This is a genomic window from Pseudomonas sp. S5F11, from assembly GCF_019641515.1.
Taxonomy (GTDB): Bacteria; Pseudomonadota; Gammaproteobacteria; order Pseudomonadales; family Pseudomonadaceae; genus Aquipseudomonas; species Aquipseudomonas rhodesiae.
On record NZ_JAIFJZ010000001.1, the window covers coordinates 555,267 to 578,465 of the forward strand.

General features: G+C 62.3%; 17 protein-coding genes and 1 pseudogene. 2 read left to right on the forward strand and 16 right to left on the reverse strand.

What is annotated here, in order from left to right:
• Positions 1-3: 3 nt before the first annotated feature.
• From K1567_RS02425 to K1567_RS02430, 3 genes and pseudogenes are all read right to left on the reverse strand, one after another.
• Complete coding sequence (locus K1567_RS02425) at positions 4-486, reverse strand: VOC family protein (RefSeq protein WP_169902637.1); 483 nt, start codon at positions 484-486, stop codon at positions 4-6.
• A gap of 53 nt (positions 487-539) precedes the next feature.
• Positions 540-656, reverse strand: a pseudogene (locus K1567_RS27845) (LysE family translocator); the annotation flags it as partial.
• A gap of 16 nt (positions 657-672) precedes the next feature.
• The gene (locus K1567_RS02430) at positions 673-1,194 is read right to left on the reverse strand and encodes a GNAT family N-acetyltransferase (RefSeq protein WP_034113855.1); all 522 of its coding nucleotides are present in this window, start codon (positions 1,192-1,194) and stop codon (positions 673-675) included.
• Between the two features lie 226 nt (positions 1,195-1,420).
• Here K1567_RS02430 and K1567_RS02435 point away from each other — a divergent pair, with 226 nt between their 5' ends.
• A complete protein-coding gene (locus K1567_RS02435; protein WP_371264013.1) occupies positions 1,421-2,272 on the forward strand; it encodes an SPFH domain-containing protein in 852 nt (283 codons plus the stop codon).
• Between the two features lie 94 nt (positions 2,273-2,366).
• Positions 2,367-2,864, forward strand: a complete 498-nt coding sequence (locus K1567_RS02440) for a DUF2867 domain-containing protein (RefSeq protein WP_220698080.1) — start codon at positions 2,367-2,369, stop codon at positions 2,862-2,864.
• A gap of 41 nt (positions 2,865-2,905) precedes the next feature.
• Here the strand turns inward: K1567_RS02440 and K1567_RS02445 are convergent, their stop codons facing one another.
• From K1567_RS02445 to glgA, 13 genes are all read right to left on the reverse strand, one after another.
• Positions 2,906-5,065 (reverse strand): TonB-dependent siderophore receptor, encoded by a 2,160-nt coding sequence (locus tag K1567_RS02445; RefSeq protein WP_220698081.1) that lies wholly within the window; start codon positions 5,063-5,065, stop codon positions 2,906-2,908.
• Between the two features lie 253 nt (positions 5,066-5,318).
• Complete coding sequence (locus K1567_RS02450) at positions 5,319-7,880, reverse strand: autotransporter outer membrane beta-barrel domain-containing protein (RefSeq protein ID WP_169902635.1); 2,562 nt, start codon at positions 7,878-7,880, stop codon at positions 5,319-5,321.
• A gap of 244 nt (positions 7,881-8,124) precedes the next feature.
• Positions 8,125-8,886: a PIG-L deacetylase family protein gene (locus K1567_RS02455; protein ID WP_034098109.1), complete on the reverse strand. Its 762-nt coding sequence runs from the start codon at positions 8,884-8,886 to the stop codon at positions 8,125-8,127.
• Between the two features lie 177 nt (positions 8,887-9,063).
• Positions 9,064-9,723 carry a glycosyltransferase family 2 protein gene (locus K1567_RS02460; RefSeq protein ID WP_047883016.1) on the reverse strand — a complete coding sequence of 220 codons (660 nt, stop codon included), beginning with the start codon at positions 9,721-9,723 and terminating at the stop codon, positions 9,064-9,066.
• Positions 9,720-10,319 carry an SAM-dependent methyltransferase gene (locus K1567_RS02465; RefSeq protein ID WP_220698082.1) on the reverse strand — a complete coding sequence of 200 codons (600 nt, stop codon included), beginning with the start codon at positions 10,317-10,319 and terminating at the stop codon, positions 9,720-9,722. Before K1567_RS02465 ends, K1567_RS02460 begins: the two co-directional genes overlap by 4 nt.
• Positions 10,316-11,074 carry a PIG-L deacetylase family protein gene (locus tag K1567_RS02470; RefSeq protein WP_220698083.1) on the reverse strand — a complete coding sequence of 253 codons (759 nt, stop codon included), beginning with the start codon at positions 11,072-11,074 and terminating at the stop codon, positions 10,316-10,318. Before K1567_RS02470 ends, K1567_RS02465 begins: the two co-directional genes overlap by 4 nt.
• The gene (locus tag K1567_RS02475; protein WP_220698084.1) at positions 11,071-12,069 is read right to left on the reverse strand and encodes an acyl-CoA dehydrogenase family protein; all 999 of its coding nucleotides are present in this window, start codon (positions 12,067-12,069) and stop codon (positions 11,071-11,073) included. The genes K1567_RS02470 and K1567_RS02475 overlap by 4 nt, the downstream gene beginning before the upstream one ends.
• Position 12,070: 1 nt before the next feature.
• Positions 12,071-14,230: a glycogen debranching protein GlgX gene (glgX, locus tag K1567_RS02480; protein ID WP_047883020.1), complete on the reverse strand. Its 2,160-nt coding sequence runs from the start codon at positions 14,228-14,230 to the stop codon at positions 12,071-12,073.
• A 134-nt stretch (positions 14,231-14,364) separates the two neighbouring features.
• Positions 14,365-14,631: a DUF2934 domain-containing protein gene (locus K1567_RS02485; RefSeq protein WP_034098099.1), complete on the reverse strand. Its 267-nt coding sequence runs from the start codon at positions 14,629-14,631 to the stop codon at positions 14,365-14,367.
• Between the two features lie 24 nt (positions 14,632-14,655).
• Entirely contained in the window at positions 14,656-17,412 is a 2,757-nt protein-coding gene (locus K1567_RS02490) for a malto-oligosyltrehalose synthase (protein WP_220698085.1), read from the reverse strand.
• The gene (gene malQ / locus K1567_RS02495) at positions 17,409-19,493 is read right to left on the reverse strand and encodes a 4-alpha-glucanotransferase (RefSeq protein WP_220698086.1); all 2,085 of its coding nucleotides are present in this window, start codon (positions 19,491-19,493) and stop codon (positions 17,409-17,411) included. Before malQ ends, K1567_RS02490 begins: the two co-directional genes overlap by 4 nt.
• Entirely contained in the window at positions 19,490-21,238 is a 1,749-nt protein-coding gene (gene treZ, locus K1567_RS02500; protein WP_034113834.1) for a malto-oligosyltrehalose trehalohydrolase, read from the reverse strand. Before treZ ends, malQ begins: the two co-directional genes overlap by 4 nt.
• 19 nt (positions 21,239-21,257) lie before the next feature.
• A complete protein-coding gene (gene glgA / locus K1567_RS02505) occupies positions 21,258-22,811 on the reverse strand; it encodes a glycogen synthase GlgA (protein ID WP_080758739.1) in 1,554 nt (517 codons plus the stop codon).
• Positions 22,812-23,199 lie beyond the last annotated feature (388 nt).

The window sequence follows — 23,199 nt, forward strand, 5'->3', positions numbered from 1 at the left end:
TCTTTAGGTTTTTTTCACGGCCGCTTCGATGGCAGCAATGTCGATCTTACCCATGCCCATCATCGCGTCAAAGGCACGCTTGGCGGTGGCCGCGTCGGGGTGGGCGATCGCCTGGGTCAACGCCCGCGGTGTGATCTGCCACGACACTCCCCACTTGTCCTTGCACCATCCGCAGGCACTGGCCTGACCGCCGTTGTCGATGATCGCGTGCCAATAGCGATCGGTCTCGGCCTGATCATCCGTGGCCACCTGGAACGAAAATGCCTCGGTCTGAGGAAATATCGGCCCGCCGTTCAGCCCCAGGCACGGGAGGCCCATCACGGTGAACTCTACCGTCAGCACATCGCCTTGCTTGCCCGACGGGTAGTCGCCCGGTGCTTTGTATATGGCGTCTACGCTGCTGTTTGGAAACGTCTTGGCGTAAAAGCGCGCCGCCTCTTCGGCCGTGCCGTTGTACCAGAGGCAGAGGGTGATTTTGCTGGGCATGCTCGTTCTCCAAGGTGAAGGGGTGGAGATAGTCTAGACCACGCGCTTCAAGCCTAGCGTGCCATCAGCAGCACGGATGCCGCCGCCGACAACAACCCCACACAGCGGCAATTGAAAAACGCTTGCCAGGCGTAGAGGCAGATGGAGATCCATTTCAAGCGCAGGGCAAGCCTGCACACCACAAATTTATAGTGCGGGTAAGGACAAGCCGTACCTCACCTCTCCCAGTTTGACGCCACCCCGCTCAAGCGGACGCTGGCTGCCGATTTCCTCTATACAGCCCACCCGGCGATAAAAACGCCGAGCCCGTTCGTTACCGCTCAGTACCCAAAGTGTCAGTCGCTCAAACCCCTGCGCCTTCAGCGCTCGCACACCGGCGTTCCACAAGGCCTGCCCGACGCCGGTGTGCCAATGGCCGGCGGCGACGTAAAGGGCTTCGACCTCACCCACATTGCCCCCGACACAGTCTTCGTCACGGCTGGCGCCCACGCAGATCCAACCAACAACCTGCTCGTGCAGTTGCGCCACCCATACGCTCGATTCTCCCAACTCAAGCGCGCGTCGCCAGTTGGATTCGCGATGAGCCAGGGTTGCGTCCAGTGAATCCAAGTAATGGGCAGGCATCAGGTCACGATAGGCGTGCTGCCAGCTGTTGATATGCACCTGGGCAATGGCCCGAGCGTCGGAAGGCAGTGCTTTGCGAATCATTGATCGGCTCCTGGTGCGGACACGTATCACTAGCGGGGTATTTCAATAGGCCGTCCGTTGACGACGGAATAACGCGGGCTTGGGGCAAGCACGACGCGCAGTTTCAGGACTGTGACGCTGCTATCAGTACGGCAAATTTGCCTGGTTATCCTCCCACCTGGGACGCGGTTCAGGGTATCGTGCCGCCAACTTAACGAAGGGACGCGACGTTTCGATGAACAATAAAATGGTTACTTATGCCGCTGCAGCGGTGGGTTTGGTCGTGGTGGTGTCTCTGGCCACCAGTTGGTTCACGGTCGATGAGACCGAGCGGGGTGTGCTGTTGCGTAACGGTGCGATGGTAGGCGTGGTGGAGCCGGGCCTGTCGTTCAAGCTGCCGTTCATTGAGTCGGTGCGGTTTATCAGCATTCAAAGCCAGGCTACCCAGTACGCCAACCTCCAGGCGTACAGCAAGGACCAGCAGACCGCCAAGTTGCAGGTCTCGGTGTCCTGGCACATCCCTACCAGCGATGTCGCCAAGGTGTACACCAGTTACAAGGACTTGGATGGCGTGCGTGACCGCCTGATCGCCCGTCAGGTGCCGACCCAGGTGGAAAACGTATTCGGCCAGTACAACGCGGTGTCGGCGGTGCAAAACCGCGGCAAGTTCGTCGCGGATGTGACCAAGGCCATCCGCGATTCGGTGGTCGGGCCAGTGGTGATCGACGGCGTACAGATCGAAAACATCGATTTCAGCGATGACTACGAGCGTTCGATTGCCTTGCGCATGAAAGCCGAAGTGGAAGTCAAAACCCGCGAGCAAATGCTGCAGACCGAGCAGGTGCAGGCGCAGATCCGGGTGACCCAGGCTCAAGCCGAGGCTGACTCGCAATTGGCCCAGGCCAAGGCGGATGCCGAGTCCACGCGCTTGCGCGGCAACGCCGAAGCCGACGCGATCCAGGCCCGCGCCAAGGCTCTGGCCAGCAACCAGAACCTGATCGAATTGACCAAGGCCGAGCGCTGGAACGGCGTACTGCCGACCACCATGCTGCCAAACAGTACGGTGCCGTTTATCGACGCCAAGCAGGTCGATCGATAACGTTTTGAATGTGGGAGGGGGCTTGCCCCCGATGGCGCCCGGACTGCCGACCACGCTCACGAATCAGCTGCATTCATTCAGGGAAACCCCTCACATGACCTTGCTTGCCCGGCCTATCGATCCACCGCCAGAAAGCCTGATCCGTGACTGGTACGCGAACGCGCAGTTGCTTGATAGTTTTGTCGTGCCTATCGACGCGGCTGACGTCTCCATCAATGACCTCGCCGTACGCGCCTTGGGTTCGCCGCCTGTGTGGTTCAAGGTGCTGATCACGATCCGTGATGGTGTGATGGGGCCGTTGGGCGTGCGGACCTCCGGCGAGGTGCGTCGCGCCCATTCGGATAAAGCCCATATCGACTTTTTCCCGGTGCTGGAGCAGACCGCTGACGAGATGGTGCTGGGGGAAAATGACAGCCACCTGGATTTTCGTCTTTCGCTGCTTCGACGGCGCGACGAGCGCGGTGAAGTGCTGATCGCCACGACGGCGGTACACACCCACAACCGGCTGGGGCGTATCTACATTCTGCTGATTCGCCCGTTTCACAAGCTGGTGGTGCGGGCAACGCTGATGCGTTGCCGCCGTCAGCGCTAGCGCCGGCGGGGGGTGCCCGTCGACGCGTGTTGCCTGAAGCCTCAGAAACTGTACTTGGCCGTGAGCATCATGTTGCGCGGGTTGCCGTAGGCATCGCCGCCGTAGCTCGCCGAGTTGGCGATGGTGGAGTAGTAGCGCCGGTCGAAGATGTTGTTGGCGTTGACCTGCAGGTCGAGGTGGTCGTTGACCTTGTAGCCGGCCATCAAGTCGGTGACGGCGTAGGCGCCTTGTTGCAGGCGGTAGGTACTGCCATTGGCCAACGGGATATCGTTGTACAGGCGGCTCTGCCAGGAGATGTTGCCGCCCACCCGCAGTTTTTCCAGCGGACCCTGGAAGTTGTAGCGGGTGGTCAGCTTGAACAGGTGTTCCGGGACGTCGGTGTCGAACTGTTTGTTGACCGACTGCGGCTTGGCGTCGTCCTTGATGGTGTGGGTGCGTGCGTAGGTGTAGCCACCGCCGACCTGCCAGTTTTCGGTCAGTGCGCCTTGCAGTTCGAAGTCGATACCCTGGCTGCGGATCTCGCCGGAGGCTTCGTAGCATGAGGCCTGCGGGCAGTTCGGCACCACCACCTGCACGCCGCGGTTTTCCTGGTCGATGCGGAACAGCGCAACGCTAGCGTTCAGAGCGCCGCCCAGGTATTCGCCCTTGATGCCGACCTCATAGTTCTTGCCAACGATGGGCTTGAGCGGCGCGGCGCCGGTGTCCTTTTCTTTTTGCGGGGTGAAGATGTCGCTGTAGCTGACGTATACCGAGTGGTGATCGTCCAGCTCATAGATCAGGCCGGCGTAGCGCGTAAGGTTGCGGGTGACGTGGAAGTCGCCGTCGCCATCGCGGTTATCGTAGTCGTACCAGTCCAGGCGCCCGCCGAGGATCAACTTCAACGGGTCTGCCAGGCTCAGGCGTGTGGTGACGTAAACGCTGTCCTGGGTGGTGACTTCGCGCTGGTTGTTGGTATGGACGAAATCCGGCTTGCCTGCGGTGAGTGGCCAGTTGAGGTCGTAGGGGCTGTAGTTGTGGGTGGTCATGTCGTAGATGCGTTTGCTCGCGCCGACCACCAGTTCATGGCTGCGCCCGAATGCCTGGAACGGGCCGCTGACAAAGGCGTCGACCCCGGCCTGGTTTTCGTCGTACTTGGCCTGGTAAACCGTACGTGCCAGGGAGTTGTTGACCCAGCGCGATTGGTACGAGCCGGAAAACAGCGCGTTCTGTTCGGCGTAGTTGGCGTTGACTTGCAGGTTCCAGTCATTGGCCAGGCGCTGGCGCAGTTCGGCGAAGACCGTGTTGATTTCCTGATCCTTGTTTTCCCAATCGGTACCGGGGTTGTAGGAGCGCGGCAGGTCGAGGTGATGGCCGTCCTGGCCGATCATCGAGGCGCCCCAGAAGTAATTGGTTTTGTCCTTCTGGTTGGAGAAGCCCAAGGTCAGGGTAGTGTCTTCGCTCAGGTCGGCTTCGGTGACAGCGTAAAACAGGCCGTGACTGTTTTCGGCCTTGTCGATAAAGCTGTTGGCGTCGCGGTACGACGTCACCACTCGGCCGCGCAGGGTGCCGCTGTCGTTGAGCGGGCTGGAAGCGTCGAATTCGCCGCGATAATCGTCCCAACTGCCGGCTGCGCCGGTGAGGGTGACTTTCTGCTCATCCAGCGGGCGCTTGCGCACCATATTGATGGCGGCCGACGGGTTGCCCGCGCCAGTGACCAGGCCGGTGGCGCCGCGCACCACTTCAACGCGGTCGAACATCGCCAGGTTCGGCTGCGCACCGACCGACGCGCCGTTGTAGCCACTGGGGATACCGTCATACATCAGGTTATCGATGTCGAAGCCCCGGGAGGTGTAGGTCTGCCGACCAGGGCCGTCGGAGTAGTTCAGAAACAGACCAGGCGTGGCGTTGACCACGTCGTTGATGCTGGTCATCGCTTGGTCGTCCATGCGCTGACGGGTGATCACGGTCACGGCCTGCGGGGTTTCGCGCAAGGTCAGTGGCAGCTTGGTTGCGGTACTCATCGAGCCGGTGGTGTAGGACTGGGTGCCTTCGGTGGTCTGGCCCAATTGGCCTTCGCCGGAAATTTGCGTGGCGCCCAGTTCCAGCGTGGTGGCCGGTGCTTCTGCATCGGCGGCGTAAGCCAGGTGGGTGGTGGCCAGACAGACCGCCAATGTCATCAGACTGAGTGAAAAACCATTGCCACCGTGTGATTGCACAGACATGAAACTGACTCTCCCCGAGTGCCGTCCGTGGCCAATAAGAAATATGTTGAGAACTATTCGCGTTAGTCTGGCAGATTCAGTCTGTAGGAAAAAGCCTTAGGGAAGAATTAGTTAACGAATTTTTCACATCGGCGCATGTGGCGTTTGGCCGCTATTCAGCTGAAGAGGGCACGAAGTGAAGGGTCGCATCCTCGACCGAAAGGGTTGACCCCAGCCGTTGACCGGCACTGCGCCGGCCAGCGCCGCCGGTTGGTCAAAACTCCATGCGCAGGCCCAGCGTGCCTTGGCGCCCGTTGAAGGTATTGCTGTCCAGATTGCGGTTGTAACCGACCTCGCTGTACAGGCTGATGCCTTTCGCCACCTCCAGGCTCGCGCCGACGCTGAGGCCCAGGGTGGTGGACTTTTGCTCGGTGTCGATGTCCGTCAGGTGGTCAAAGGTGACGGTGTTCTGCCCCGCACTGGTGTGCCACACATTGGCCCTGGCATAGGGTTCGAACGGCATACCGCTGACCTGATACTCACCGCGCAGGCGCACGCCCAGGCGCGTGGTGACGCGGGTGTCGGCGTTGAAAGATACATCGGAAACCCCGTCGTTCTGCCGTTCCAGCTTGGTCTTGCCGATGATCACCTGAGCCTGGGGCTCTGCAATCCAGGTGTCGTTGATCGGCAGCGGCCAACCGACTTCGGCGGAGGCGGTGACGTCGTGCCCGCGGGTCTTCATCTTCACCCCACGGTCCGATTCATTGTGACCGTCGAAGCGTGTGCCCATCAGCACCAGATCCAGATACGCCTGGTTGGCGCCGAGCAGCGTCCAGTACACGCCCAGACTGTCGCCGCGCAAGGTCGTGTTACCGGTGTCCTGGTCCTGGCGCGCGTCACTGAAGCCTTTGACGTCGCCCTTGAGGGTGCTGTGGCCGACGAAAAAGCCGGCGCGCTGCTGCAAGCCGTTGTCGAGGACGCCGGCGTAGACATCGGTGCCCACCTGGAATCCGGACACGGAACTGTCCAGCGTTGGGCTGACGGTGCCGGCGTAGCTTTGTCGGCTGCTGTTGCCATATACCCGGCCCCAACCGGCCGCGAAGGCGCCGGTTTGCTGTTGCTGAAGCTGGTCGCCCAGGCGTTCGTGATAAGTGCCCAGCATGGCCTGAACGACCTGTTGCACGGCTGGGAACAACACGGCATAAACCGACACTTCGGGGCGGTAGATGGGCAGTGGGTCGACTCCGGGGTTCGGCGGCAGCGGCGGTTCGCCAGGGATGATCCCCGGCAACGGGCCGATAATCACCGGGTCGATCGGTACGGGTGGGATGCTTGAGCGCAGGTAATAGTTTTCTGAGGTTCCCGCCGTGACGCCGCCTTTGAACAAGTAGTAATCAAAGGCGCCAGCGGACACCGGTTTGCCGAGTGTGAAGGCAGTATCGCTGCTGGTGGCACCGTTGAGGGCCTGCACCACCTGGATGCCATCCTGTAACGAGGCCGCCCCCGTGCCGCCCAGGTTAGTGACGTTGATCAGCGTATTGCCCTGCATCGTGCCCTGGCTGACCACCAGTTTGTCGCTGGGCGAACCGTCGCCGTCCAGCTTGCTTTGCAACAAGAGCTGCCCACCATTGCCGGTGTAATTGCCATTGATGGTCAAGCTGTCGGCGGTACTGGAACTGCCGGTGGTCATATCGATGGTGCCGCTGTTGGTGACGTTGACGGCTTGGCCGTCGGTGAACGGCGCGATCACACCGGTGTTCACCAACAGTTGACTGGCGCCGTCGATTGTCAGTTTGCCGGTGCCTGTGGCGCTGTCGCCCAAGGTGAGCGTGCCGCCCAGTGTCAACTGCGAGCCGTTGTCCAACTGGATGGTTTCCCAATTGGGAAACAAGCCCGGATCTGCGGCCTTGGTGTTGTCCAAGGTCAGCGTGTCATTGCCAAGGCCACCGTCGATCAGTTGGGCAGGGGCCAGTTGTGTGTTGACCAGACCTTTGAGCAGGGCTTTATCGTCGCCATCGGCCAACAGTACGAAGGAGTGCAGGTTGCCTCCCGACCACTCGAAAGTGTCATTACCAAAGCTCAGCAGTATGCGTCCGTTGACGTCGCCACCTGAGACTTCCACCCTGTCATCGCCGCCGCTGACGCTGATATTGCCCCCTACGAAGGCCGTACCCGAAATCAGAATGGTGTCCAGGCCGAAACCGGTCACCAGGTTGCCTATGATTCTGCCCCCGGACATATCGAACGTATTGTTATCCAGCTTCATGTCGACGCGACCGATGGTGCCGCCGGACATCTTGGCGTTGTCCCCATCTTCGAAGGCGCCGGTGATGGTGCCGCCACTCATGCTGAACGTGTCGAGTCCGTCGCCCTGAGCGAGCGACGCGACAGTGCCACCGCTCATTGCAAAATCGTCGATACCGGCGCCCTGAGTGAAGGCTCCACGCACGTTGCCGCCGCTGATCTGCGCTATATCCCGGCCCCCGCCCTGGCTGACCGAGCCGGTGATATCGCCGAGGATGGAGCGGAAGATATTGCTGCCGTCACCCATGGAGAGGTTGCCCGTGATACCTGCGGTAGGTCCGTTAATGTCCACTAGATCGTTGTTGGCGCCGAACGTCACGTTACTGGTGAGCCGACCCGAGCCGCTGATATTGAGGGTGTTATTACCCCCGGTGTCGGCAAAGCCTGGAGCGGTACCGCTGTCGCAGGTGGAGATATCGTCGCCCGCCGTGTTGTTGATTGAGCAGGCGCCGTGAGCAGGCGGGGGCAAGATGATCAGGGCAAAGGTTGAGGCAATGCCCAAGTAAAACCAGGAGCGTTTCCATGTGCGCATGATCCGACCTCATTCGAGAGGGGCTTGCCCCAGTCGCCTGAAGGCTAGGGGCGGGTCATGCCATGACAACGTGATGAGCGATACGAGGCAGGGAATACGGGTTACCTGTTCGAAAACACCGGCCAATGCAACGGGTTGGCATGGCTTTCTCGACTGCATCTGAGCCTGTGCAGTTTTTTCCACCTTAGTCACACGTCGCGTGAGGCGCCACTGTCAGAAATAACAGGTATAGACGAGTGTCTGGCTAGGCAAACACAATCTCATAAGGCTCGCGCATCCGCTCCAGCAGCACCTGCGCCAGCATCGGTGCCAGGCCGATCTGAGGGTCGCCTGCCAACTGGCTGGCATAGGCGTGGGCGGCATGGAGTTTGCGCGCCACGTTCCAGGTGTCCAGGCGCACTTTGCGCGCACGCTGCCAAGGGATCATCGCGCTTTCACAGGCCGGCCAATGCCAGGCCCAAACGGGCACCTCATACAATCGCGCACCCACCAGGTCGCAGGCTCTGGCCGCGGCGCGGCCGACGCTGTCGTGGTCGCTGTTGCCATCGTTGCACCAAGTGGTGAACACCACGTCGCCAGGGTGCAGGTAACGCGCGATAAATTGGCTTAGTTGGGGTTCACGGGCGGCCAGTGCGTTGTCGCTGAAGCCGCCACGAATCCACTTCAGGCTGTGCAATGGCATGCCCAAGCGGCGCAACGCTTCAGCGCTTTCCTGGGGCCGCACCACGCTCAAACGGCTAGCCGGCCATACTTGGGAGCCAGGATGGCTGGCGCTGCCGTCGGTAATGGAAATGAGTTGCAGCGGGTGTTCCAGGTTGCTGAACAGTTGCAATAAACCACCGCAGGTAAGAACTTCGTCCCCAGGGTGGGGCGCGATGATCACCACGCGTGCGCCAGGCGGCACCAGGGTGGACGGCGCGACCGGGGCGAGCAGCGCCAACTGCGGCGCACTGTTCCAGATTTGCGGAGGGCCGCGACGGCCTTCGCTCAGAGAGGCAGGCTTCATGGATGTCACATCCTTGTCGGTTGATGCGCGGTCGTCAGCCGTTGACGGCACGACTCTTTTATCCTCACCACAGACTCCGCCGTGATGGGTGCTTGGCAATCCAACCTTGAATTACCAGCAAGGCGTCATGAGCATAGACAAGGTTGCGGCGGTTTTCAGGCAGGCCCGGTTTTTTTTTCAAGAAGCCAGCACCAGGCTCTTCAGAAAGTCGCCGAAACCGCCCCTGGCACGGGCGTCCAGACGCGCGCTGGTGATCACTTGCGGGCGGTGGCTCCACGCGATGGATGCCCCGCAGCGCTCAAGTTCGCGTACCAGATGTACGTCTTCATGACAGGCCAGGGGCTCGAACCCACCGGCGCGCACATAAGCACCGGCGCTTACCCCAAGGTTGGCGCCGTGGATATGCCGATGGCCGTCCCGTGCTTCGTAACCCTGGTGATAACGGATCTGGGCGGCCGGATCGAAACCCTCGCTCCAGGCATCCACCGTGACCGTGCCGCATACCGCGTCTACGTTCAACGCCAACTGCGCGGCCAGCCAGTCCGGTGCCACGCGGCTGTCGGCGTCGGTGCAGGCGATCCAGCGTGCGCCTTGATTCAACAAATGCCGCGCGCCGACGCCACGGGCATGCCCGACATTGCGCGCATGCACCTCCAGAGACTGCACGGGGTACGTCTGGGCGATGGTGGCGCTGGCGTCGCTGCAGCTGTCGAGCATGACCAGCACCTGCACGGGTTCGCCCAGCAAGTCCGGGTGCCGCGCGGCAATCAATGCGGCATCCAGGCACTCGGCCAACAGCGCTTGTTCGTTATGCACCGGGATCAGAATGCCGATCATCGCAAGCCCTCAAGGGTGGCGACCGAGGTACCGTCGCGGCTCCACAGGTCGAGGAGAAAATCCTGTTCTGGGTGGCTGGCCACACGGGGCATGCCCAGGCGTTGGTCCAACATGGCATGCACCTGCTCGGCGGTTAGCGGGCAACCGTCGATGGGCGGGCGCCAATGGCAGGCGAGGATCTGCCCGTCGGCAGTCAGGCTGGCCAGCGCGCACTCGATCAACCGACCCAAGTCATCGGCGTCCAGGTAGTAACACAGTTCGCTGAGCACGATCAGGTCGAATCGGCCCGTGGGCCACTCTTGCGGCAAACGGCTCTGGTACACCTGGGCATGGGTAAATCCGAGCAACCGAGTACGCGCCAGCGCCACGGCGGCCGCGGCGGTATCGCAACACGACAAACGATCGCCGCGCGCGGCCAGCTCAACGCTCAGCTCACCATTGGCACAGCCAGGTTCGAAGATCGAGGCGTAGCGCGGCTTGGTCAGCAGGGCCAGGGTGAGGGCGCGTTTACGCCGCTCGTACCAACGCTGACGAAAGGCCCAGGGGTCATCGTTGCCGGCGAACAGTTGATCGAAATACCGGGTGGCCACACTCATACGAATACCACTTCAAAAGGTTGCAGCAAGCGTTCCACCACATAGGGGGCCAGGACCGGCGGCAAGCCGATCTGCGGATCACCCTCCAGTTGGCTGGCGAACGCATGGATGGCGTGACGCTTGCGCGCCACCGCTGCACAGGTCAGGGGGATTTTGCGCGCGCGGTGCCAGGGCACCAGGGCGTCTTCGGCGGTTGCCCAGTGCCAGGTCCATACCGGCAACTCGTACAGTCGCGCGCCCACTGCTTCGGCGGCTTTGGCGCTGGCGCGGCCCACCGCTTCGTGATCGCAATGGCCGTCTTCGCGCCACGTGGTGAACAGCACGTCGGTGGGCTTGAGATAGCGCTGAATAAACCCCACCAACTCGTCCTCCCGCGCTGCTACTTGGCTGTCGCTGAAGCCTGCGCGCAGCCATTTGAGACTGTGCAGCGGCACCCCCAAGCGATGCAGGGCCTGGGCCGACTCCTGCGGGCGCACCACGCTCAATCGCTCCACCGGCCAACGTTGCGAGCCGGGGTGGCTGGCGCTGCCGTCGGTCACCGAGATCAATTGGATCGGCCGCTCCAGCGCCGCCAGGCCCTGCAACAGCCCGCCGCATCCCAGCACTTCGTCGTCCGGATGGGGCGCGATAATCATCGCGCGATGGCCTTCCGGGACCAATTCCTCAACGCTGATAGGGGGCAACGCCGCCAGGCGCGGTGACGTCTGCCAGTGCTGCAACGGCGTGCCCTGGCCGACGATCGGGTTGGCTTTCATAGCTGCCACCTCTCGTTGGATTGGCCGGCGACCCATTCGCCCAGGGCTGCCAGGTCGCGTTCGGCATGACTCTGGCGCACGTACACCGGCAGATCCGCCATCAATTGAGCCATGTGCGGGTCCTGGCAATACGGCCCGGCACCGACTGCACGGCCGACATGGCGGATCACCTGCTCGACGGCGTCCTCGATGCAGGCGCGTGCCCGTTGGGCCAGCTCCCTGGCGTCGGCCTTGGGCGCGCGGTCGATGCGGTCGGCGGCGTCGCGCAACACGCAGGCGGCGGCGTGTAGCGCACTGTCCACTGCGCCCAAGTGCGCCAGGGCATGGGGCTCGGCGCGCCGCGCACAGTGCTGCTGCAGCACTTGGCCCAGTTGCTGCGCCGCGCCATACCAGCACGCCGCGATACCGACGCCGCCTTGCCAGAAACCGGGGCGGGCGAGGTAGTCGCCAGGCCCACCCACGGCAACAGCGCTGGCATTGTCGAAGACAACCTCGACACTGCCGGTGGCCGCCATGCCCACGGCATGCCAGCCTTGATCGGTCACACACACGCCCGGTTGTTGCATGAGTACCGCTACCAATTGCTGGCGGTCCCGCTCATCCCAGGCGGTCAATAATCCATGACTGACCACCGCCGCGCCGGAGCACCAGGCTTTACGCCCGTGCACCCGCAAGCAATGGCCGTCGTGTTGTACACGCACCTTGGCCGTGGGCGGTTCGGCGGCCCATGTGCCCCAGGTACTGCCCTGGGGCGTCGGGGGGCTGCCGAGTTCGGCCATGATCGCCAAGGCATCGGTGTGGCCTTCGAACAACTTGCACAGGCGCAAGTCGTGCGCGGCCACATAGGCCAGACGCCTGAACCGCTCCAGGGTCTGGCCGCCGCCGGGTAGCGGCAACCGGTCCAGCCCTTGGGCCACCAAGGCCCTCAGGGCTGCGCCGAGCGCCTCGGTGTCGGCATAAGCACGGCCGCTATCCAGGCTTCCCTGCCAGTTCATCTCACACCTCGTCGTCGCGCTGCAATTCGAACAGCAGCAGTGAGCGGCCGGTTACGGCGTACTCGTGATCGAAGTTAAAGCGCTCCTGAGCCTTGATCGTCGTGTCGTTGGTGTCCAGCAGGCAGGTCCAGAACTCACCTTCGGGCACCGGCGGCAGACGGAAATTGACCATGTCATGGTGGGCATTGACCACCAGCAACAAGGTGGCGTCTGCGCCAGCGCGGCGGATACCGGTTTCCTGAGCGCGGCCATCCATCAACATGCCCAGGCAACGACCATTGCTGTCTTGCCATTGCTCGGTGCTCATTTCGTTGCCATCCGGCGCCAGCCAAGTGACGTCCTTCACGCCGATGTCTTCGTTGTAATCGCCCACCAGGAAGCGGCCACGACGCAGGATCGGATAGGCCAGGCGCAGCTTGATCAGGCGCTTGACGAACTTGAGCAGGGCTTTGCCGTCGTCATCCAGGTCCCAGTTGACCCAACCGATCTCGCTGTCCTGGCAATAGGCGTTGTTATTGCCGTGCTGGGTGCGGGCGAACTCGTCACCGGCGACGATCATCGGCGTGCCTTGGGCCAGCAGCAGGGTGGCGAAGAAGTTACGCATCTGGCGCAGGCGCAGGGCGTTGATTTCCGGGTCGTCGGTAGGGCCTTCGACGCCATGGTTCCAGGACAGGTTGTTATTGCTGCCGTCCTGGTTGTTTTCGTCGTTGGCTTCGTTGTGCTTGTCGTTGTACGACACCAAATCGTGCAGGGTGAAACCGTCGTGGGCGGTGATGAAGTTCACCGAGCTGTACGGCCGGCGCCCGCGATGGTTGAACATTTCGCCCGACGCCGTCATACGCCCGGCGAAGTCCGCCAATTGGCCGTCATCGCCTTTCCAGAAGGCGCGCACGGTATCGCGGAAACGGTCGTTCCATTCCACCCAGCCCGGTGGGAAGTTGCCCACTTGGTAGCCGCCGGGGCCGCAGTCCCAGGGTTCGGCAATCATTTTCAGCTGGCGCAGTATCGGGTCCTGACGGCAGGCCACAAGGAAGCTGTGGCGCTCGTCGAAACCGTCGCGATAACGCCCGAGAATCGTCGCCAGGTCGAAGCGGAAACCGTCCACATGCATTTCCGTGGCCCAGTAGCGCAGGGAGTCGGTGACCATTTGCAGCACGCATGGGTGGCTGAGGTCGAGGGTGTTGCCGGTGCCGGAATCATTGATGTAGAAGCGCTTGTCATCGGGCATCAAGCGATAGTAGGAGGCGTTGTCGATGCCGCGCATGGACAGGGTCGGGCCACGCTCGTTGCCTTCGGCGGTGTGGTTGTAGACCACGTCGAGGATCACTTCCAGCTTCTGCTCGTGCAGGTGCGCGACCATCTCCTTGAACTCGGCAATTTTGCCGCTGGCCAGGTAGCGTGGGTCGGGGGCAAAGAACGCGATGCTGTTGTAACCCCAATAGTTGGTCATGCCTTTTTCCAGCAGATGCTGGTCATTGACGAAGGCGTGTACCGGCAGCAGCTCGACCGAGGAGATCCCCAGTTGGCGAATGTGCTTGAGCACATCGTCTTCCATCAGGCCGGCGCAGGTGCCACGCACCGATTCGCCCACGGAGGGATGACGCATGCTGATGCCGCGCAGGTGGGTTTCATAAATGATCGTGCGGTCCCATGGCACCCGCACCGGCTGGTCGTTGCCCCAGGTATGGGCCGGGTCGATCACCTTGCACTTGGGCACGAAGGGCGCACTGTCGCGTTCGTCGAAACTCAGGTCGTCATCCGGGTGGCCGATGGTGTAGCCGAACAGCGCTTCGGACCATTTGAGTTCGCCCACCAACTGCTTGGCGTAGGGGTCGATCAGCAATTTGTGGTGGTTGAAGCGGTGACCGTTGGCCGGATCGTAAGGGCCGTATACGCGGTAGCCGTAAATCAGCCCAGGGTGGGCGTCGGGCAGGTAACCGTGGAAGATTTCATCGGTGTATTCCGGCAGCTCGATGCGCTCCAGTTCGACTTCGCCGCTGTCGTCGAATAGGCACAGTTCGACCTTGGTGGCGTTGGCCGAGAACAGCGCAAAGTTGACGCCCAGGCCATCCCAGGTGGCGCCGAGGGGGAAGGGCAAACCTTCACGAATCCGCGACGGCTCATTGCCCGGCGTCGATGGGGTTTTATCCGGTTTGCTCATGGTGTTGCTCCTGCAAGGGGTCTTTTTTCGGGCCGAGAGCGGCCGTGCTGACGAATTTTCAGCGAACGAGATCGAGTGTGAAGTTAAACCCCCGCCGACAGCGTCGGCGGGAGGGTTGGGCGTCGAAAGGCTGGTTACGGCTTGGGCTTTTTCGGCGCCGCAGGTTTCTTGGTCGCCGGTGCGGCGGGCTTGCTTGCTGCCGCAGCGGGCTTGGGCTTTGCCGCAGGCTTGGCGGTGGCTTTAGGCTTGGCGGCCGGCTTGGGCTTGCTCGGCGTCAAGGCTTCGGATTCGGCCAGCTTGCGCGCCATCTCCCAATGACGTGCGTCCTGACCATGGGGCTTACCCTCGGACTCCCAGATCTGATGCGCCAATTCGCGGATACGTTTGTCTTCAGTGCTCATCGCAATGCTCCTCACAGAAAATGTTCAGCTTTCTTGATCATCAGAATTGATAAAGACATTGACCGGGAATTCCCCCAGGGCAGTGCTGATCAACAGCTCCTTGTTTGGTGTGACTGCGCCTGTTTGAAAAAGTCCCTTCCAGTTTTGCGTTGACGCGGCGAACGGTAATTTCACCCGGGTATCGCCCCAAACCTGCGCAGGAATCAGAGGCTGCACACCGTTTTCAAGCAGCGCATGGGACCAGCGTGGTACCACCACCACCAGCTGTTTGCCCTGGTGTTCGCGGCTGAATGCAACCACGCGGTCGGCGTGTTGACCGAGTACCTCCAGCGGTGTGTAGCTGCCGTGGCGGAACAGTTCGGGCTGGGCGCTGCGCAAGCCCAACACCTGGGCAATCAACGCCTGTTTGATGCGCCCGTCGTGCCAGTGGGTCAGCAGTTGATCGGTGCCCGGCGGGGTGTTCAGCGCTTGTTGCCGTGCGTTGAAGTCCACCGGACGACGGTTGTCCGGGTCCACCAGGCTGAAGTCCCAGAACTCGGCGCCCTGGTACAAGTCCGGTACACCCGGCACCGTCATGCGAAGCAAGGTTTGCGCCAGTCCATTCAGGGCGCCGGCCGGAGCGATGGCTTGGGCTGCGGCGGCAATCGCGGTGCGCAACGGGCGACCGGCTTCGATCAACAGCAGGCGCGACAGGAAGGCTTCGACCGCTTGTTCATAAGCTTCGTTGGGCGCGCTCCAGCTGCTTTGCAACTTGGCTTCGCGCAGGGCTTTTTGCTGCCACTGCCACAGGCGTTGCTGGTAAGTCTCCAGCGACGCGCCAGGGTCCAGATCCAGCGGCCAACTGCCCACCAGCACTTGATAGAGGATCAGCTCATCACCGGCCGACGGCGCGCAGGCATCGTCGCGCAGCGGGGCGGCCAGACTACGCCACTGTTCAACTTGAGCCACATACCACGGCGCGCATTCACTGAGCACCGCCAGGCGCGCGCGGGTGTCTTCGCCGCGTTTGTGGTCATGGGTCGCGGTGGCCAGCAGGTTGTCCGGGAACGCCAGCAGGCGCTGTTGGTTGACCTGATGGAAGTCGGCCAACGGCGCACTGAATTGCTCGGTGCTGAAACCCACATCGTTACGCGACAGCAGCACCGCCGAGCGATAGAACGCGGTGTCTTCCACGGCCTTGGCGGCGGCCGGGGAAGTGAGCTGCTGGAAGCGCACGCAGGCATGTTTGAGAATCTTGCGCTCGCGCCCCACTGGGCGATCACGCCAAGGCTGGCCGCCGAGCCATTTTTGCAGGTGGTCGAGCACTGGCCAGTCGCCTTCGCTCAACGTGCTGCGCGCGCCGTCCATGGCCTGTTGGAACACCTTGTCATCGGCGGCGCTACGGCCACGGGCGCTGATGTAGGTGCGGTACACCGGGAAGTGCACGATCAACTCCTGCAATGCACGGCGGATGGCGCCGAGGGTCAGGTCGCGGGTCATCACGTCGTCGCGCGCCACTTGCAGCAGCGCCTGGGCCACGCTTTCGAAATCGCCGCCCAGGGAGCCGTTGAGGATCTGTTGGCGCGCCAGGCGGGCCTCTTCGATAAAGGCCGAAGGCCGCTCGCTCAGGCGCGTCCACAGCTCGGCCAGGGGCTCAAAGCCTTCGGGCTGGTGCTGCAACAGCGACAGCTGATTCATGAATTCGTAGCCCGTGGTGCCGTCCACTTGCCAGTCTTCGCGCAGGGTTTCGCCTTCGCCGAGGATCTTCTCGACAAAAAACGGCAGGTGCCGCTCGGGGGACAACGTATCGACCCGGCGGCGCAGCTTGCGGCAATAACCGCGCGGGTCGGCCAGGCCATCGATATGGTCGATGCGCAGGCCATCCACCAGGCCTTGGCTGATCAGCTCGAAAATCTTGCCATGGGTGGCTTCGAACACCGCGCTGCGCTCTACGCGCAGGCCGCCCAATTCATTGACGTCGAAGAAGCGCCGCCAGTTGATATCGTCCGCCGCCGTGCGCCAGCTGGCCAGGCGATAGGCTTGCTGCTCTAAGAGTTGATGCAGGCGTTCGAAGCCCTCGGCTTGGCGACCGTCAAACTGGGCCAAGCGCTGCTCAATGGCCGGCAGTACCTCGGTGGCGCGCTCGGCCAGGGCCTGTTTGAGCCAGGCGGCTTCGGCGTAGGCATCGTCCTGATAGGCCAGGGCAGCGAAACGGTCCGCCAGTGGTTTGAGCGGTTCGTCGTTGCCCAGGATCAACGCGTAATCCCGTGGGCAGATCGGGAAGCGATGTTCGTAATGCTCGACGTAGAACGATCCGTGGTCAGCATCGAAGTGCAGGGTCAAGGTGCCGCTTTGCAGGGCTTCGCCGTAGTCGCTGCCCAGGAACGGCATCAGCAATTGGCCTTTGAGCAGCGGGTCGGGAGAGTGCCACTGGATATCGAAAAATTCGCTGTAGGGGCTCAGACGCCCCCATTCCAGCAGGTCCAGCCACCAAGGGTTATCGGCGCCGCCCACGGCCATGTGGTTAGAAACGATATCCAGGATCAGGCCCATGTCGTGTTCACGCAGGGCCGCGACCAGGCGGCGCAACGCGTCCTCACCGCCCAGTTCAGGGTTCACCCGGGTCGGGTCGACCACGTCGTAACCGTGCATGGAGCCGGCGCGCGCGCTGAGCAACGGCGAGGCATACAGGTGGCTGATACCCAGTTGGGCAAAATACGGCACCAGCGGCACCGCGTCGTCCAGGGTGAAACCTTTATGGAATTGCAGGCGCTGAGTGGCGCGCAAGGGCAGTGCTTTCATCGGTCACGCTCATAGGCTTGGTTACGCGCGACCGCCAGCAGTTCGAGGCGGCGCGCGGCGTCGGCGTTGTCGAGCAGGCTCGCGGCCTCGCCCGGCAGGCGGCGGCGCCAATTGGGATGGGTATCGGTGGTGCCGGGCAGGTTGGCTTGTTCTTCGATGCCCAGGGCATCCTCCAGCGGCAACAGCACCAGCGGCGCGCGGGTGTGGCCCAGGTAGCGCACGCTGGCGTCGATCATATGGTCGGTTTCGTTGCGGATCTCATCGACGAAGTTCTGCGGGTCCTGGCTAAGGGCTTGGCGCAGCGCCTGGCGTTCGCGCAGGCGATGTTCGCTCCATTGCTCCACGGTGGGCGCGTCGATCAGGCCGAGCTGGATATTCCAGTCGATGTCGCGGCTGTGCCACCAACCGTTGAGGGTCGGCAGGTCGTGGGTGCTGGTGGTGGCGAGGGCGTTGTCGGGCCAGTCGAGAATCGGCTTGAACTGGCCATCGTGGCCTTGTTCGAACAGCAGCACGCGCATACCGAGTATGGAGCGGCCGATGAGTTTTTCGCGTAGGCCGTCCGGCACGGTGCCCAAGTCTTCGCCTAGCACAATGGCCTGGTGACGATGGGACTCCAGCGCAAGCAGACGCAGCATGTCGTCCACAGGGTAATACAGGTACGCACCTTCTTTGGGCGAGGCGTCCATGGGGATCACCCACAGGCGTTGCAGGCCCATGACATGGTCGATGCGCAAGCCGCCGGCATGGGCGAAGTTGGCCCGCAGCATTTCGATAAACGCACGGAAGCCATGGCGCTTGAGACCCTCGGGGGAGAACGCGGAAATCCCCCAGCCCTGGCCAGCACGGTTGAGGATGTCGGGCGGCGCCCCCACTGTGAGGTCGGCCAGCAACTCGTCCTGGCGACTCCAGGCCTGGCTGCCGCCGCCGTCGGCGCCCACCGCCAGGTCAGCGATCAGGCCAACCCCCATGCCACTGCCACGGGCCGCTTGTTGGGCGCGCTCCAGGCACCGCGCGATCAGCCATTGGGCAAAGGCGTAGAAGCCGATCTCCTCACGGTGTTCCTCGGCAAATTTTGCCAATGCCGGGCTTTGCGGGGTGCGCCACTCTTCGGGCCAGTGGCGCCAGTCGAGGCTTTCACCAGCGGCGGCGCGCATGGCTTGCACTGCTTCGAAGCGGCAATGGTTTTCCAGGGCCTCGCCGCCGGTCTGACGGAAACTCAGGAAGTCAGCATGTTGCGGGTGATGGCCGTGGCGGAAATCTTCATACAGCGCACGCAGCAAACGCTGCTTGGCCTGGGCGGCGGCAGGCCAGTCGATCAGGTCGAGCTGTTCGAGGTCGTGCAACTGATCGGCGATGCCCAGGGCTTCGATGGCATTGCGCACTTCGCGCTCGCCGAGGATGCAAGCCGGTGAAGCGTACAGGCTGTTAAGAAACAGCCGACTCGACGGCGAATACGGGCTGTAACGCTGCGGGTCGGCGCTGAACATCGCGTGCATCGGGCTGATGGCCAGGGCATCGGCGCCCCGCTCGGCGGCTGCGCGGGCCAGGTGTTCCAGGGCCAGGGTGTCGCCGAAACCGCCATCGTTAAGGCGGCGCAAGCCGTAGAGCTGCGCACTGATGCCCCAAGCGCGGGCGGGTTGGCTGTCCACCGCTTCGGCCACGCTGTAGCAGTGGGTGGGGGCCACGGCCAGGGTGAACGTCTGGTCGTTGATCTGCACTTGGTGATAACCCAAGGCAATCACGCCGGGCAGCACGGCGTTGCCGTCCAGCCGCAGCTCCAGGGTTTCGCCTTGCTCCAAGTGCACGCGGCACAGGGTGTCTGGTTCGAAGTAGCGCGCCAGATCCAAGCTCGCGCCGCTGTCGACGGTCAACAATGGCGGCAGATGTATGCTCTGCTGGGCCTGTTCCAGTTCGACCAGGCTGGCTTCGATTTCTGCATCAGTGTCGGCCGGGTGGCCAAGACCTTTGAGCACCGCGCGCAGGGCGTCGGGTTGTACGTGTTGCGGACGGCCGTTGGCGTCGATCCAATCGACGGCCAGGCCCGCGCGGCTGGCGAGGATTTCCAGTTTCGCTTCGCTCAAGGGTGTTCTCCAGCAGGGGATAGGGTGACGCGTGCGCTGTACGGCGGCAGGCGTGTGCCGTCGCCGGCGGGCGTTTCAAAAATAATCGGGTGCGGCGGCGTGGAATGTTCCAAGGCAGTGGCACTGAGGTTCAGATCGATCTGCAACACACTGCCGTTACCCAGACGCCAACGCGCGCTGACCGCTGCGTCGCCAAGTACCTGGGCACCCAGCGCCACACTGCCAGGCAGGTGCGGGACGATATGGCGATGACGCAGGCTTAACAGCTCGCGGTAAAACGCCACGTGGTCTTGGTCGGCCAGGGTTGGCATGGACTGTTGCAAGGTCGACAGCGCATTCGGGTCCGGGATGTGTTCGCGGCGTTCAGGGTCCTGGAACGCGGCAAAGTCGGCAAATTCATTGCGCCGACCTTCACGCACCGCTTCGGCCAGCTCGCCGTGATGGTCGGTGAAGAACAGGAACGGCTCGGCGGCGTTGGCTTCGTCGCCCATAAACATCAACGGAATCATTGGCGACAGCAGCAGCAGGGCGGTCGCGGCCTTGAGCGCCTGGGGCGGGCAAAGCTGGTGCAGACGTTCGCCGAGGGCGCGATTGCCGATCTGGTCGTGGTTTTGCAGAAACGCAACAAAAGCAGTCGGCGGCAGACCACCGCTCGGCTCGCCGCGGGCATGGCCATGGCGAGTGGTGTCGCCCTGGTAGATAAATCCTTCACCCAGGCACCTTGCCAGTTTGGCGGTAGGGTCTTGGGCAAAGTCGCTGTAGTAGGCATCGGTTTCGCCGGTCAGCAGGACGTGCAACACGTTGTGGAAGTCGTCATTCCACTGCGCATCGAAGTCGTGCTTGAGCAGGCTGGCCTGGTTCAGTTCGTTTTCCAGCACCAGCCACACATGACGGCCGGTATCGACCTGCTGGCGCACGCGCTGCGCCAGTTCCTGCAAGAAACCGGGGTTGTCGATGGCGTGCACGGCGTCCAGGCGCAGGCCGTCGAAACGGTATTCGAGCAACCACATCAAGGCGTTATCAAGAAAGAAATCCCGCACTTCACGGCGCTCGAAATCAATGCCAGCGCCCCACGGGGTGTGCACGTCTTCCTGGAAGAAACTTGCCGCGTACTGCCCCAGATAGTTGCCATCGGGGCCGAAGTGGTTGTAGACCACGTCGAGGATCACCGCCAGGCCGTGTTCGTGGGCGCTGTCGATCAGGTGTTTGAGTTGTTCCGGGGTGCCGTAGGACGAGTGCGGGGCATACGGCAGTACGCCGTCATAGCCCCAGTTACGTTCGCCAGGGAACTGCGCCAAGGGCATCAGTTCAATGGCGGTCACGCCCATCTCGGCCAGGCGCGGCAGGTGTTGCTCGACGTTGGCGTACCCCCCCAGGGCGCCGACGTGCAATTCGTAGATCACCGCCTCGTGCCAGGGGCGGCCTTGCCAGTTGGGCTGGCGCCAGTGGTAGGCCAGCGGGTCGACCACCAGGCTCCAACCATGAACGTCCGAGGCCTGGGCCCTGGACGCTGGATCGGGCACATCCTGCTCCCCGTCGATGTTGTAGCGATACCGGGTGCCCGCCGGGCACTTGAGTTCAACTTCGAACCATCCATCGGCCTGGGGCAGCATGGCGATGGATTTACCGTTTTCCAATTCAACGCTGACATAAAACGCGTCTGGCGCCCACAAGGCGAAACGCGTGTGTTGCGCGTCCAGCATGATTGCGCCGTGGGGCCAGGTTTCCAGAGTCCGTAACGGCATCTATAGAGACCTCCCTTGATTATTTAGCTGATTTCCCCAGGGCCTTGGCCACCAGTTGTTCGTAAAGCTCGGCGTAGGGTTCGACCGCCTGGGTCCAGTTGAACGGCTGGGTCATGGCGCGGCAGCGCATGGCGTTGAGCAGGCCGGGGTAGGCGAACACGTTGAAGGCGCGGGTGAGGGCGGCTTTGTAGCTGTCCACCGTGGATTCGTTGAACAGGAACCCAGTGACGCCGTCTTCGATGGTGTCCGCCAGCCCACCGGTGTTGCGCGCCACCGGCAGTGAGCCGAAGCGCTGCGCGTACATCTGGCTCAGGCCGCATGGCTCGTAACGCGATGGCATCAGCAGGAAATCGCTGCCGGCGAACATGCGCCGTGCGTCGGTTTCGTTAAAGCCGATGCGCACGCCGATCTGGCCGGGGAAACGCAGGGCCAGCTCGCGCATGGCCTGTTCTTCTTCCGGCTCGCCGCGCCCAATAATCGCGATCTGGCCACCGTTCTCGACGATAAAGCTGGCAACCGCTTCGGTAAGGTCCAGACCCTTCTGGTACACCAAGCGCGAAACCACGGCGAACAGCGGGCCGGTGGAGTCGTGCAGCCCGAACAGATTGCGCACATGGGCGGCGTTGATCGCTTTGCCTTCCCAGTCACCGATATTGAAGTTGTGGGTCAGGTGCGTGTCGGTGGACGTTTCCCAGCTCTCATCAATGCCGTTGGGAATGCCGCTGAGCAAGCCTTGCTGGGTCTTGGCGGCGAGGAAACCGTCGAGGCCGCAGCCGAATTCGGGGGTGGTGATTTCCTGAGCGTAAGTGGCACTCACCGTGGTGATGTGGCTGGAGTACGCCATGCCGGCCTTGAGGAACGACATCTTGCCGTAGAACTCCATGCCTTCCTGCTGCAGTGCGTGGGGCGGAATCCCCAGCTCCGGCGTGGAAGCCAGACTGACCACGCCCTGGTAGGCCAGGTTATGAATGGTGAACAGCGTCGGCGTGCGTGAACCACGCCAGTGCATGTACGCCGGGGCCAGGCCAGCGGGCCAGTCGTGGGCGTGCACCAGGTCCGGGCACCAGTGGATCTGCGCCAGGTTGGCGGCGATATCGGCGGCGGCCAGGCCCAGGCGGGCGAAACGGATATGGTTGTCAGGCCAGTCGCGACCGTTGTTGGCGCCGTAAGGCGTGCCCTCGCGCTCATAGAGCTCGGGGCAGATCAACACGTAGATGACCAGGCCATCCTTGAGGTCCATGCGCCCGATCTTGCACGGCGGCAGCGCGGCGTGGCCACCCAATTCGCCGATGATATGGATCGGGTTATCGCTTTCCATCACCTGCGGGTAACCGGGGATCAACACGCGCACATCATGCAGATGCGCCATGGCGCGAGGCAGGGCGGCGGATACGTCGCCCAGGCCGCCGGTCTTCACCAGATCGGCGAATTCCGAGGTTACAAACAGTACTTTCTTTCGATTGGGGTTGAAACTGGACACCGGCCGCACCGTGTTGAGGTCGACCAAAGAGGTCGACCCGCCAACTGGCTGACTAACACGCTCTCCCTGAATACTTACTGCGGCACTGATCATAGTTCTCTCCACGTGTTGGTCGGCTAATGGCCCGCTGCCATTAGCTCCGATGACCGCATCCTGCGGCCAGGCGCACAAGCGCATGACAAATCTGGCAAGGCGTATGCCAGTTGCACGGTTAGCGTTAAAAAGTTGGATAGACGGCAACCGGCGTAAACCGCACTGGCGCGCCTTACCTAAACCTGACCAATGGCAGAGTTGGAAAGTTTAGATTTTTTTCGCGGGGTTTTTGTTTTGGAAGGGACCCATCGGTCATCAGTCTAGGACAGATCCCAGACAGCGTAGGGTTTCTACATGAATTTTGTAGGACAAAAAACTTGTAACCTTATGCGATGCGGAAAAACCGTTGGCGGCCGACGAGAGTGATGTCACTTTGCACTTGTTTGCC